The sequence below is a fragment of the Streptomyces sp. NPDC096132 genome (assembly GCF_044763345.1).
Lineage (GTDB): Bacteria > Actinomycetota > Actinomycetes > Streptomycetales > Streptomycetaceae > Streptomyces.
In genome coordinates, this window is record NZ_JBIWGA010000042.1 from 1 (window position 1) to 13,343 (window position 13,343).

At 67.7% G+C, this 13,343-nt stretch carries 7 protein-coding genes and 2 pseudogenes; 8 read left to right on the forward strand and 1 reads right to left on the reverse strand.

The window, feature by feature from the left end:
* The first annotated feature begins 92 nt into the window (after positions 1 to 92).
* The 4 genes and pseudogenes from ACIRF9_RS48065 to ACIRF9_RS48080 all read left to right on the forward strand — a co-directional run.
* A complete protein-coding gene (locus ACIRF9_RS48065) occupies positions 93 to 302 on the forward strand; it encodes a hypothetical protein (RefSeq protein WP_403836462.1) in 210 nt (69 codons plus the stop codon).
* 63 nt (positions 303 to 365) lie between these two features.
* A complete protein-coding gene (locus ACIRF9_RS48070) occupies positions 366 to 2,003 on the forward strand; it encodes an alpha/beta hydrolase (RefSeq protein WP_403836464.1) in 1,638 nt (545 codons plus the stop codon).
* 816 nt (positions 2,004 to 2,819) lie between these two features.
* Positions 2,820 to 3,965: an arabinogalactan endo-beta-1,4-galactanase gene (locus ACIRF9_RS48075; RefSeq protein ID WP_403836466.1), complete on the forward strand. Its 1,146-nt coding sequence runs from the start codon at positions 2,820 to 2,822 to the stop codon at positions 3,963 to 3,965.
* A gap of 779 nt (positions 3,966 to 4,744) precedes the next feature.
* Positions 4,745 to 4,882 (forward strand): annotated as a pseudogene (locus tag ACIRF9_RS48080) (IS5/IS1182 family transposase); the annotation flags it as partial.
* 152 nt (positions 4,883 to 5,034) lie between these two features.
* On the opposite strand, the gene ACIRF9_RS48085 reads toward ACIRF9_RS48080, so the two are convergent.
* Positions 5,035 to 8,073, reverse strand: a complete 3,039-nt coding sequence (locus ACIRF9_RS48085; RefSeq protein ID WP_403836468.1) for an MGH1-like glycoside hydrolase domain-containing protein — start codon at positions 8,071 to 8,073, stop codon at positions 5,035 to 5,037.
* Positions 8,074 to 8,442: 369 nt separating this feature from the next.
* Between ACIRF9_RS48085 and ACIRF9_RS48090 the strand changes: the two genes are divergently transcribed.
* From ACIRF9_RS48090 to ACIRF9_RS48105, 4 genes and pseudogenes are all read left to right on the forward strand, one after another.
* Positions 8,443 to 9,930 carry a family 43 glycosylhydrolase gene (locus tag ACIRF9_RS48090; protein ID WP_403836470.1) on the forward strand — a complete coding sequence of 496 codons (1,488 nt, stop codon included), beginning with the start codon at positions 8,443 to 8,445 and terminating at the stop codon, positions 9,928 to 9,930.
* Positions 9,931 to 9,980: 50 nt separating this feature from the next.
* Complete coding sequence (locus tag ACIRF9_RS48095) at positions 9,981 to 11,414, forward strand: glycoside hydrolase family 43 protein (RefSeq protein ID WP_403836472.1); 1,434 nt, start codon at positions 9,981 to 9,983, stop codon at positions 11,412 to 11,414.
* Positions 11,415 to 11,727: 313 nt separating this feature from the next.
* Positions 11,728 to 12,291, forward strand: coding sequence for a DinB family protein (locus tag ACIRF9_RS48100; RefSeq protein ID WP_403836474.1), 564 nt, complete (start codon positions 11,728 to 11,730; stop codon positions 12,289 to 12,291).
* A gap of 142 nt (positions 12,292 to 12,433) precedes the next feature.
* Positions 12,434 to 13,289, forward strand: a pseudogene (locus ACIRF9_RS48105) (transposase); the annotation flags it as partial.
* Between the last annotated feature and the right edge of the window lie 54 nt (positions 13,290 to 13,343).

The window sequence follows — 13,343 nt, forward strand, 5'->3', positions numbered from 1 at the left end:
CACGAAGGCCGCCGCGGAGTCGCTGCCTGTCTTCAAGGGGGACCTCATCGGTCAGAAGGACCCGAGGCATCCGCTCCGCACTGCATTAGAGGGTGGGCCTTCTGCAGCTGTCCGATCTGCGTTTGCAGGGCTCGTCGCTGTTCGTGGACGGCCGCGAGACGGGCCGGCGAACCCTGCTGCAGAAGTCGGACGAGTTCTCGCGGCATGCGCGGTTCGGTCGTGATTCAGGCGGATTCGTCGGCGCGGGCTCCCATTCGGCTGCGGATGTCTCGCGCGGTTTGCCGGACCGCGGTGTTGTTTGACACAGATGCGTGCCGACGTCCAGCGGCATGGGCGCGTCGCGCGCAGTCGCGAAAGGACAAGGCATGCACATATCCGGACCGATAGCAGGCCGTCGGAGTTGCGCCGCGGTCGTTGCCGCGGTGGTGGCCTGCTCGACGGTGTTCACAGGGCCGAACCCCGCCGTCGCCGGCGGTACTCCGACACCTTCGGGGCCCGCCCCGAAGCTGGACTGGAGACCCTGTGTTCAGGGCAGCCCGTTCGACTGCGCGACCGCGAAGGTGCCGCTGGACTACCGCACCCCCCGCGGCCGCACCATCGAACTGGCAGTCGTCAAGCGGAAGGCAACCGGTCCCGGACGGCGCATCGGCACCCTGTTCTTCAACCCCGGCGGCCCCGGCGGGCCCGGATCCGTGCAGATGCCGCAGAGCTACGAGCTCTTCCCGCGGGAGGTACGGGAGCGGTTCGACATCGTCAGCTGGGACCCCCGTGGGATCGGCAGCAGCACCGCGGTGAACTGCTTCGCGAGTCCCGAGGAAGCCGCCGCCTGGAATGCGAGCAAACCGGCAGGCTTCCCGGTGGGCGAACAGGAGCGGACGGCCTACAACGCTGCGTACAAGGAACTGGGCCGGCGCTGTCAGCAGCGTGACCCCGAGCTCCTGCGCCATGTGTCGACCGCCGACACCGCTCGCGACCTCGACCGGCTCCGGCAGGCGGTGGGCGACCCACAGCTCACCTACTACGGGATCTCCTACGGCACGTTCCTGGGCGCCACCTACGCCAACCTCTTCCCCGGCAACGTCCGCGCCATGGTCCTCGACAGCGACTGGGATCCGCAGGCCTGGACGAACCATGGATCCAAAGAGGCCCCCCGGTCCACGGCAATGCTGCGCCTGGGCTCGGACCGCGCCGCGGCAGAAACCCTGGATCAGTTCCTCACCCTGTGCGGGTCCACCACCACCGCCCGCTGCGCCTTCTCCGCCGGCGGCCCGAAAGCGACCCGGGACAAGTACCACCAGCTGATGAAGCGCCTCCGGGAGCATCCCGTGGGCGAGTGGACCTATGCCCGTACGGTCAGTGACATGGTGAGCGGCTTCTACGTCGTCCACCCCGGATGGACGAACGTCGCCGACAGACTGCAGAGCCTGTGGCAGGGCCGTGCCCCGGAGCCGTCCCCGCTCCCACCCGCCCCAGCGGTCCCGGATCCGAGTCCGTACCTGGGCGAAGAACAGGCCGGTGCGGTGTTCTGCGGCGACAGCCCCAACCCGCGTGACCCCGCTGCCTACCACGTCCTGGAGGAGGCCAGCGCCGCCCGTGCGGGCGATACCGGACGCCACTGGGCCTGGGCCGCCGCGGTGTGTGCCGACTGGCCGGGAGTCGCCGCCAACCCCTACCGCGGACCGTGGAACAAGCCGACAGCGCATCCCGTCCTGGTGGTCGGCACCACCTACGACCCCTCCACTCCCTACTCGGCCGCGAAGGCCATGACCCGAGAACTGGCCGACGCCCGCCTGCTCACCAACAGCGGGCACGGGCACACGGCACTGCTCAACCCGAGCAGTTGCGTCAACACGTACGAGAGCCGCTACCTCATCGACGGCATCCTCCCGCCGGCCGGAACAACGTGCCGCCAGGACATGCCGCCCTTCCCCGCACCCAAGCCGCGCGGCGGCGTCGCCACGGGTGGGGGCGGGACGGCCGACATCATCCCAGGCCGCCCGTGACTTGCAGCCTTGGGCACGCGCTGACTCGACACGAGCTTCGTCGCTGATCATTTCCAGGCACCCGGCGTCATCCCACTGCCGGAAGCGGTTGCCGTGTCTGTCGGTTGCGCTCGCGTCACGCAAGAAGATCTACCCGTCCAGGCCCCAGTCGCCCGCGGCGGTACCTGTCGGTGGGGCGCACCAGGCGCCAGGCAGCGCTGAGCGGGGCCGGAGTGCCCGTCACCCGCCCAGCGCACCGCTCGGCTCTGTGAGCGTTCACAGTGGAAATTCGCTTTTCCTCTTGTCAGCAGATCGAGCCTCGGGTTATCTACCTGTAGCTCAAAGGTGTCAACCGGAAACCCGCTCTGTGCACGTTCACGGGTTTGGTTGGTGCTATCCACCGATCCCCCCGGAGCAAGACATGCCCTCCTCCCCGCTCGACCGTCTGCCTCACGCATGTGGGGTGACGTGAACTTCGAGCAGTGGCGGCGCTGGCTATGGCACGAGGACATTGGGCCGACAGGGAAGCAGGGCGTCGAGCGCACAGGTCACCGACAAGCTCGCCAGCGGTTACGGCCGGTGCCTCGCCGGTAGCACCCCATCGCACTGGCCCACGGCATCGAAGCCGGTGCACGGGAAGACGAGCCGGTCGCCTTCCGCTTCGTTCGTCACCCACACCACCACCAGCTGACGTGCGCCCGCCGGAGCCGGCTCATTCGCGCCACAACACGGCAGCGGGAGCCCGGAACCAGATCCGACGGGGCGCCGCAGCAGCACGCCGCCACAGAAGCCCCCGTGTCATCCCCGAGTCGACCTCACTATGAAAGGACCCCTGACATGCGCAGACGTACGATTCTCACTGCAGCCGGCGCCGCGGCGCTGGCGGTGCCGACCATGGGCGCCGTACCGGCCTTGGCGAGCACCACGACGGGCAGCGCCGCGTCCCGCCGCCTCCCTATCCGCGCGATGGATATCTCCTCGCTGCCGAAGAACGAGGATCACGGCGCTGTCTATCGCCGCGCCGACGGCCGACTCGACGACCCGATCCACATCCTCGCCAAGGCGGGCATCACCCACGCCCGGCTGAAGGTCTGGGTGGACCCGGCCGACGACTACAACAACAAGAAGCACATTCTGCCGCTGGCCTGCCGCCTGAAGCGGGCGGGCATCCGCCTCTGGATCGACTTCCACTACTCGGACAGTTGGGCCGACCCGGCGCACCAGACCAAGCCGGCTGCCTGGGCCGACCTGGACGTGGCGGGCCTGACCAGGGCCGTCTACGACCACACCGCTGACGTCCTCGGCGCCCTCAAGCGCCAGGGCACGCCCGCCGACCTGGTGCAGATCGGCAACGAACTCAACGGCGGCATGCTCTGGCCGACCGGCAACTGGGACCACTGGGACAGTCTGGCCGCCTTCCTCAAGGCCGGTCTGCGCGCCGCACGCGACACCACCCCCCGCATCCGCACCATCCTCCACCTGGCCAACGGCGGCGACAACGGCCTGTACCGCTGGTGGTTCGACAACGCAGTGTCCTACGGCGTCGACTTCGACATCATCGGCCTGTCCTACTACCCCTTCTGGCACGGCTCCCTGGACCAGGCCGCCGCCAACATGGCCGACATCACGGCCCGTTACGGCAAGCCCTGCGTGATCGCCGAGACCGCCTACCCGTTCTCGCTGAGCAGCGAAGACGAGACCCACGACATCATGAACAGCCCCTCTCAGCTCACCGAGGGCTACCCCGCCACGCCCGAGGGGCAGGCCGCATGGCTCCGCGCGGTGGCCGACTTGGCGGCCGCCGTCCCCGACGGCAAGGGCCTGGGCTACTGCTACTGGGAGGGCGTGTGGACGTACCGAGCCGGCAGCGGCTGGAACCCGGAGGACCCGGCGTCGGGCAACGCGTGGGAGAACCTCGCCCTGTTCGACTTCGACGACAAGGCGCTGCCTGGCCTGCGGACCCTCGGCCACTATCGCTCCTGACCCCGCACCGGCGGCGACCGCGGTCCGCTACGGAGCCAGGGCCGGCGCAAGAACCCCGACTGCCTGCTCGCTGCCCTGTGCAGGTGCAGGTGCAGGATGGGGCACCGACAGGGCTCCTGCGCTCCTGGGCGTTGTGGCCACGACTCCCGCCATCCGATCGGTGGCCACACTGAAAGACCTCATTGCCGGCGGCGTGGAGAAGCCCACGGATCGCCTCAAGCCCGGCTCCGGGGAGCTCGCGTCGCACGCGTGATGCCGTAGCCGAGCAGCCAGGGCAGCACACTTGCGCCCAGGCTCCAGATAGCACCATCACCGGCAGCGCCGGGAGCACCAGCGACAACGTCTGCGGCAGTGGCGAGCCAGATCTGCGGGCGCACCATATCCCGAGCGGGCCCATGATGAAAGGCGCGATCCACATCCACAACACTGCCCAGATGAGAGCAAGATAGAATGAGACTTTCCCGATTGTCATAACCGTATCGAAAAGGCCTGACACCACACGCCCTTCCCGAATGCCTTTCGGGCGACTCTCCCTCGCGTATCTCCGGGAGTCATCAGAGAAACCACGTAGTCGAACACGTAAATCTCCTGATCCTCCGCGTGGTCACGCCCGTTGCGGTGACGCCCGGCAGGAGCTCCAGAGCCAGAGCTTCGGCGTAGCCGCGTGATGCGCGATTTGTAGCGATCTGCCAGTTCGGTGTGGCCACCGAAGTCTCAACTCAGCGGCGCAGGAGCCCTGTTGGTGCCCCATCCTGCCGCACGCGACCTGACCCATGCGTCTGCTGCGCGCTCTGCGGGAGGCGGACCCCGAGTTCGTCCTGCTCGACGGCACCCCGGCCGACTGTGACCGCCTCGGCGACGGCCGGGCCGACCACTCGGCCAAGCACCGCCGGCATGGAGTGAACGTGCAGGTGGTCCCTGGCCTGAGCTGCTCGTGTTCGGGGCAGATCGTAGTGGGTGATGCGGCCAGTCGGCGGTCGCCCGAGCCCCTCGGCCGGTTCTCCGGCGCGTGGGGCGATTCCCCGCTGTGGTGGTCCGCCGCGGCCGTGACACCGCGGCGGACGGTCGGTCAGGAGGTGAACGGTGTGGCTCCGTCGGCCGTGACGATGCGCCACAGATGGTCGGCGGTGCCGTTGTCGTCCCATTGCAGGGCTTGGGCCCCGGATGACGTCGACATCCCGTCGATGCCCAGCACCATGCCGCTGTTCTTGTTGACGAGCTTGGCGTAGCCGCCCCCGGCGTCCACGATCGACCAGAGATGGTCGGCGGTCAGGGTGTCACCCCACTGCAGCGCGGTGGCCCCGGCCGTCTTGGAGGCGTCCTTGATGCCGAGGACCTGTCCGCTGTTGGTGTTGAAGATCTTGTAGTAGCCGTTCTCGGCGGGGACGATCTTCCACCAGTGGTTGTCGGTGCTGTTGGCGGTCTGCTGCTGTACGGCGCCTCCGGGGGCGATCGAGGAGCCGGCGATCCCGAGTTCCAGGTTGCTGTTCTTGTTGGTGATCTTCACGGCCGGCGTCTCGGGGTACCAGGACTCCAGCTCCGTGACGCCGACGAACTTGCCCGCCTGCGGAGTGAAGACGACCCGGAACTGGGACGTGGTGATCGTCGGGAAGGTCACCTCGTTGGGGTCGTCGGCGACCGGCGCGGCAGGGCTCTTCGTCTGGTTGGGGACGTTCACCCACGAGCCGTTGTTGAGGTACTGGACGGTGTAGCTCGCCGGGACGCGGATGTTCGCGCCGTCGTCGTAGGTGTAGAACTTCACCTCGTTGATCTTGCGGGGTGCCCCGAAGTCGACGCCCAGGTGGTCGGTGGCGTTGGGCGAGCCGGAGTTGGTCCACCGGTCGTCGGGGATCTTGTCGTAGCGGATCCAGCCGTCGGTGGCCCGCAGCGGGGCGTCGAAGGTGGTGGGCTTGCAGGTCTGGCCGCTGTGGCAGTGGGGGCCGTTGGAGACTGTGTTGGTGTAGGAGGCGAAGGCCTTCGGGTAGGGCTGGGTGATCGTGCGGCCCAGCCAGTCCTGCTCGGCGGTGAGCGGGTTGGCGGCCACGTTCATCATCCGTGCGGGTTGCGCCGGGGTGACCGGGGCGGCCACGTTCACGGTGGTGTCGCCGACCGTCGCGGACTGGTGGATGCGTACGCCGTCCTGGAAAATCTGCAGACCGCTGCCCTTGCCGTAGTGCGAGCCGTCCCGGTCCCAGCGGATCGAGTACGTGTGCCCGTGGTAAGGGAGGCTCTCCACCGCGAAGTAGTCCCAGCCGGACGGGATCAGCGGCTTGAGCACCAGCGTGTTGTTCGCCTGCGGCTTGATGCCCAGCAGACCGCTCAGCACCAGGTCGTTGAAGCTGGAGTGGTTGTAGTGCTCGCTGAAGTTGAAGCCGTCGTAGATCCACTCGCCGGTGTCACCGTTGGCGGCCTCGGCGACATAGGGCTTGCCGTCCTTGTGCTGGAGGTCGGCGAACTGGGCCAGCATGGTCTGGTAGTCGGCCTTGGTGACGAAGTTCTGCGCGGGGTAGTCCTGGAGCAGGTTCGCGAGGCCGGTCAGGAGCTGGCTCGTCTGGTACGGCCAGCTCGGGCCGTTCCAGTGGCAGCAGTTGGCGTCGTCGCGCTTCTGCTCGGCGGGGATCGCCTCGTAGTTGAAGTACGGGTTCGCGGTGATCCGGTCGAGCTCGGCGAAGCCCGTGCCTTTGGTGAACTTCAGCGTGTTGGCGCCGGCCTTCATCGGGACCTGAACGGTGACGGACTTCGTCTCCGAGAAGCTTCCCCAGCTGCCGCCGGGGGCGTAGCTGACGGTGAGCGGGTTGGCGGTGTCACCGTTCACGACGACCTTGTGCGTCGAGGTGGCGGAGGTGGCGTTGGCGTAGTGGACCGTCACCGGGTACGTGCCGTTGCCGGGCGCGTCCACGGTGAAGGTGACCGAGCTGTCGTCGAAGTCGATCTGCCCGACGTACTTGCCGTTGGAGGCCGTCGAGGAGTTCTGGGTGTTCGCGTGGACGACGGTGGCCTGCTCGGCCTCGAAGTCGTGCACCCGCTCCAGCGTCGTCGGCCCGAACGCCGCCTTGAACCGCTTGGCGTCGGTCAGGTACTTCCACGCCGACGAGTACTGCGCGTCGGGCAGGTTGAACGCCCAGGGGGCGTACCCCATCGCCTCGCGCCAGGTCGTCCGGGTCTGCTTCAGCGTGCCGTTGGTGTTGTCGGTGTTGTAGACCTGCATGAAGAACTGGCGCTGCGGGTCCCACAGCGAGTTCTGCACGGCGGCCTTCAGCTGCGCGGCCTTGGCGTCGTACTCGCTCGCGGTCGCCGTGTCACCGTTCAGCGTCGCGATCTTGCTGATCGCCTGGGCCGCGCTGAACATGTAGGCGTTGATCGTGGGCCGGTAGCCGCGGCCGCCGCTGAACCAGTTGCTGCTGTGCATCGACGTCTCGGTGTACTCCGTGGCGTCGGACAGCGGGGTCTGGTGGTACAGGTCACTCGTCGACTGCGTGCCGTTCACCGTGACGTCGGTGTCGAAGTTCGAGTCCCACCGCCGGTACAGCGCGATCAGGTGCGGGAGCGCGGACTTGATCTGCGCCGCGTCCCCGGTGACGAGATACCGCTGGTAGGCGGCGCTGGTGATCCACTCGCTGAAGTTCCGCGCGCCCGAGTTGCCGGCCCCGCGCAGCCAGAAGTCCAGGTAGTCACCGGCGTAGTCGCGGTTGTGCAGCCAGCGCCCGTCCAGCAGGTGGTAGCCGGTCGCGTCCGGCAGCGCGGTGTACGGGTTCCCCGCGTACCCGATCGGCACGTCGTACTCGGTCGACACGTACCCCGTGCCCGGCACCGTGTAGCGCAGCGCACGCTTGAAGGTGCTCCAGCGGTAGTAGTAGACCTCGTCGATGTCGTCGTCGGGGGTGTCGAGGAACGGGATGTTGTCCTTGTACCACTGGCGCTCGTCGAGCTGGTTGGCGGCGAGGATCGCGTCCTTGTCCAGCGCGACCGTGTTGGGGTCGTCGGCGGCGTGGGCCGCAGGAGCCCCCGGTCCTGCCGACAACAGGCCGATGGACAACACCGAGCCGCACAGGGCGGCCAGCGCGCGGCTGCTACGTCTGGGGCGGTAACGCACAGAGGTGTCCTCCATTGGGCACTCATGCGGCAGTTCGAATTGTTCGAAATGGCGAACGTTGTTCGAAATTCTGCGAGACGGTAATAACGGATCCGAGGCGAAGTCAATACATTCGACGGCCCTGGAGCGGGTCGAAGCGGTCACTTCCTGACAGCCGCGATTTCGCTTCGCGTCAGGGCCCCCTTGCCTCCTCCCTCTTGACGCCCCCTCAGAACACCTCTAGCGTCTGGCCGAATTCACGAACGTTGTCCTAAATATCGAACCGGCAGAGTTCCGGCGTCAGGACACGAAGGTGTCCGAGTGCGCTGTCGGCGCGCATGTTCCCCGGCGTTCGCCGGCTCGCCCTCCGATCCCCTCCACGACACGAACAAGGATGTCCCTGTCATGAGCATCCCTCCCGGACGTGCCTCTCTCGCCCGTCGACTGTTTGCCACGGCAACAGCTCTGATCGTCATCGGCGGTGGGGCGACGGTGGTTTCGCCCAGTGCGCAGGCGGCCACGACGACGTTCACGAACCCGCTCAACAGTTCCGGCGCCGACCCGTTCATGACTTACTACAACGGCAACTACTTCGAGATGACTACGCCGTACAGCGGACCACTGACCATGCGGAAGGCACCCACGATCGAGGCGCTCAAGGCGGCCTCGCCGGTACCGGTGTTCAGCGCCCACGCCGCCGGCCGCGACCACTACATCTGGGCTCCCGAGATGCACCTTCTCGACGGCCCCAACGGCAAGCGCTGGTACATCTACTACTCCGCCGGTACGGGCGACATCGAGGACCAGCGCGTGCATGTGCTGGAGAGCGCCGGCACCGACCCGCTGGGCCCGTACACGTACAAGGGCGTGATCTTCGGTACGAACGACTGGTGGGGCATCGACGGCAGCGTGGTCACGATCAACGGCCGGCTGTACTTCACCTGGTCGGGCGTGTCGACGCCGCAGTGGGCCGGATCCAACCCGAGCATCTACATCGTCGCGCTGAGCAACCCGTGGACCGTGACCGGGCCTCGGACTCAGATCTCCACCCCGACCTACTCCTGGGAGACGCAGGGCACCCCGATGAACGAGGGCCCGGTCGCGTTGCAGCACGATGGAAAGACGTTCATCTCCTACTCGGCGAGCGCCTGCCAGGGCCCCGACTACAAGCTGGGCCTGCTCGCCCTCACCGGCGCCGACCCGCTGAACGCGAGTTCCTGGAGCAAGAGCACGCAGCCGGCCTTCCAGCGCAGTGACCCGAACAGTGTGTACGGTCCTGGCCACAACGGCTTCTTCCGGTCCCCGGACGGCACCGAGGACTGGATCGTCTACCACGCCAACTCCTCGTCCTCCCAGGGCTGCGGCACCACCCGCACCACCCGGATCCAGAAGATCACCTGGAACGCGGACGGGTCGCCGAACCTGGGCGTCCCGGTGGCGGCGAACGCCGCGCTGAACGTGCCCTCCGGCGAACCGGCGGTGACCTACTACCGGTTGACCAACCGCAACAGCGGCAAGGTCATGGACGTCCAGGCACCCAACACCGCCGACTTCGTGAAGATCGGCCAGTACGCCTCGAACGGCAGGCCCTGGCAGCAGTGGCGCTTCGTCGACGTGGGCGGGGGCTACTTCCAGATCGAAAGCCTCAACAGCGGCAAGTGCCTGGACGTGAACGGTGCGTCCAGCGCCGACGGTGCCTCCATGATCCAGTACCCCTGCCATTCCGGTACGAACCAGCAGTTCGCGTGGGTCGCGACCGACGGGTACTACCAGCTCAAGGCCCGTCACAGCGGCAAGTGTGTCAACGTGACGGGCGCTTCGACCGCGGACCTCGCCGTGCTCGAACAGCGCACCTGCGGCACCGCAACCAGCTTCCAGTGGTCACGTACCTGAGATCCGGCTTCCTCCCCGTCGTGGCACCCGTAGAAAGACAGGAAACGCACATGTCCGTGGTGTTCTCCCGGCTGGCGGCGATACTGGTCGCCGCCTGTCTGCTCTTCACATCCCAGGCCCTCACCACACCGGAACAAGCAGCCGCCGCCGACCCCGGCTACCTGATGGTGCACTTCACCGGGGAGGGGTCGACCAACCAGCAGTTGTACCTCTCCCACAGCACGGACGGCGTGCACTGGAACGACCTCAACGGCGGCGGCATGGTCCTGCGCTCCACGGTCGGCACGCGCGGGGTGCGCGATCCCGCACTGGTCCGGGCCCCGGGCGGTGACAAGTACTGGATCATCGCGACCGACCTGTGCATCGGCTGCGGGCAGAACTGGGACACCGCCCAGAACAACGGCAGTCGCAACCTGGTGGTGTGGGAGTCGACCGACCTGGTCACCTGGTCGCAGCCGTGGCTGCTCAATGTCGCGGGCGCGATCCCCGACGGGCGCAACGCGTGGGCGCCGGAGGCGATCTGGAACCCGGCGACCAACGACTACGTCCTGTACTGGGCGACGAACGCGACCCTCAACGGAGTGCTGAAGCACCGCATCTACTACGCCCGCACCACGGACTTCCGCACCATCACCACCCCGCAGCTGTACATCGACCGCCCCGGCACCCAGGGCATCATCGACACCCAGATCATCGACGTGCCCTCCGGCGTCGGCGACTACCGCTACGTGCGGGCCTCCGGCGACGGTCAGATCACGCTCGAAGGCAGCAACTCGATCCTGGGAACGTGGACCACCCTCGGCGACCTCTCCGGCATCGGCCTCACCGGATCCCAGGTCGAAGGCCCGATGTGGATGAAGTTCAACGGCCGCAACCAGTGGGGCCTCTACCTCGACCAGTACGCCTCGGGCGGCGGTTACATGCCGGTCCTGACGACCGACCCCTCCAACCCCGCGGCCTACCAGAAGCAGGCGTCGGGCAGCTACAACATGGGGGGTACGAAGAAGCGCCACGGTTGGGTCCTGAACCTGACGGCCGCCGAGGAGAGCCGCGTGCTCGCACGCTGGCCCAACACCACGGCCGGCCGGCTCCAGTCGTACAACTTCCAGGACCGCTACGTCCGGCACACCAACTTCGACGTGCGCATCGACCCGAACGTCAGCCCCGCCGAGGACGCCCAGTTCCGCCTCCGGACCGGCCTGGCCGGCTCCGGCACGGTCTCCTTCGAGTCGGTGAACTTCCCCGGCTACTTCCTGCGGCACTCCGGATTCGACTTCCAGCTGGCCTATGGCGACGGCACCGCCCAGTTCGCCGCGGACGCCAGCTTCCGCCAGGTCGCCGGGCTCGCCGACGCGACATGGTCGTCCTTCCAGTCATACAACTATCCCGACCGCTACCTCCGGCACTACGGGTTCCAGCTGCGGCTCGACCCGATCACCACCGCGACGGGACGCGGCGACGCCACCTTCCATGTGACGAGCTGACCCGACAGGGACCTGGGCCTCGTGCGGCGAAGTGCCGTGCGAGGCCCGGCCCGTTCCCGTCCTGCTGCCGACGAACGGCTCTTCACTGGGCCTGGAGAACCTCGGGGAAGGGAACACGGGCGGTGGCAGAATCCCATCGAATGCTGGCCAACAGGCTACCTGGAGACGTTCGAGCGGCTGCGGAGCATGGCCGTGTACAGGGCACATCAGCCCTCAGCGTCATCTCCCGGTGCGGTGTGCTCTCGCGGCCCACGGCCGGCGACGGCGTCCGCGAGGGGCGCAGCCAGGTCCCCGTTGTATGTAGTGTGCGGAAATGACAAGAAGCGAGCGGCTCGCGGAGCAGTTGGACTGGTACTGGCACAAGAACCTGCGGCCGCGGCTGGACGGTCTTACCGATGAGGAGTACTTCTGGGAGCCGGTGCGCGGCTGCTGGAGCATCCGCCCACGTGGCACGTCGGTCGCACCGATGTCGGAAGGTTCGGGGGAGTGGACGATGGACTTCGCGTCCCCTGGCCCGGTGCCGGCGCCGGTGACCACGATTGCCTGGCGGCTGGCACACATCATCGTCTCGTGCCTGGGCTATCGGGTCGGATGGTACTTCGGCGGCCAGGACGTCGACTCCCAGACATTCGCCTACGCGGGGACCGCTGACGAGGCGCTGAAACAGCTCGATGAGATGTACGGGAGATGGAACGATGGGGTCCGCGCGCTCTCGGACGCTGACCTGGAGAATCCGCCCACGGTGGGTCCCGAGCGGTTTCCCATGGAGAACAGGGTCCTGCACGTCAATAGGGAGCTGATCCATCACGGCGCCGAGATTTCCCTGCTGCGCGACCTCTACCGCTGGCAGGACGGAGCCGTACCGCACCGAATATGACTTTTCGGTAACTGCCGATCGAGCTTCGGAGCTCGTGCTGGTCGTGGGCGGCAGTCTGGCGTGGAGATCGTCTGGCAGGGATGGTGATGCGGATTCCCGCCCGTCGGTTCGGGTTGCGTCCCTACGTTCCGGCGCATGACGGATCCCGAGGTGCTGGAGCGGCTCGCGGCGCGACAGTACGTGCCTGACCGCGCGTGGGGACGCGCTGTTTGAGCTGACCGACGCGTCGCTGTGCGCGGACGGCCCGGTGACCACCGTCGGTGGACCTGACGCTGACGGCCAAGCACCAGCGCCGTCACAGTGCGATGTACGACGCGTTGGACAGCGGGAACGTCGACGTGTTGCGGCTGCGGCAGGTGCTCGCTGGGCTGCCGGAGCCCGAGGCCGCCGACGGGCGCCTGGTCCTGGCGGTGGACGTCATCCACTGGCTCCGGCCCGACGCACCGACCAGCGCGGACCGCCTGTTCTGCCACGTCCACGGCCGCAGCGGTTGGTCCTCGGACCAGTTCGTGCCCGGCTGGCGCTACTCGTTCGTTGCCGCTCTGGAGTCGGGCCGGACCTCGTGGTGCCAGCTCCTGGACGCGCTGCGGCTGGGGCCGGCCGACGACGTGGCCGAGGTCACCGCGACCCAGGGGAACTCCCGCTCATGGAGGGCATGTTGATCCGCCTGGAAGTCGAGCGCCTGCGCGGCGGCCACAATCCGCCGCCCGTCTGGCTGTGGTCGTCAGCCACCGGCAAGGCGAGCGAGGACGTCGACCTGCGCCGGCAGGTATTCCTGCGCAGCCGGCAGGCTCACCCCCGCCCGGGTCCGCCGGGGGTTCAGGAACCTCCGCCCCGGCTTGCCCTGCCCGACCCGTGCACCGAAACCCAGCCGACCCGGCCCCGGCCGACCGCCCGGCCCGAAGAACCGACGCCCCGCCACCCGCTACGAGGTGGGCAAAACGGACAGGCGGCCCGGGCCATTGCCGAACGTGACCAGGTCAGACCATAAGGAACAAGCCAAAGCTGCGGCGTGGGTGCTGGTTGCCGGCCGTGGCCGGGGAAGGGCGTGC

Excerpts from the sequence above, each read along its gene's own strand:
- ACIRF9_RS48095 (WP_403836472.1), top strand. The coding sequence starts at position 9,981 with ATGTCCGTGGTGTTCTCCCGGCTGGCGGCGATACTGGTCGCCGCCTGT.
- ACIRF9_RS48100 (WP_403836474.1), top strand. The coding sequence starts at position 11,728 with ATGACAAGAAGCGAGCGGCTCGCGGAGCAGTTGGACTGGTACTGGCAC.
- ACIRF9_RS48070 (WP_403836464.1), top strand. The coding sequence starts at position 366 with ATGCACATATCCGGACCGATAGCAGGCCGTCGGAGTTGCGCCGCGGTC.
- ACIRF9_RS48085 (WP_403836468.1), bottom strand. The coding sequence starts at position 8,073 with ATGGAGGACACCTCTGTGCGTTACCGCCCCAGACGTAGCAGCCGCGCG.
- ACIRF9_RS48075 (WP_403836466.1), top strand. The coding sequence starts at position 2,820 with ATGCGCAGACGTACGATTCTCACTGCAGCCGGCGCCGCGGCGCTGGCG.
- ACIRF9_RS48090 (WP_403836470.1), top strand. The coding sequence starts at position 8,443 with ATGAGCATCCCTCCCGGACGTGCCTCTCTCGCCCGTCGACTGTTTGCC.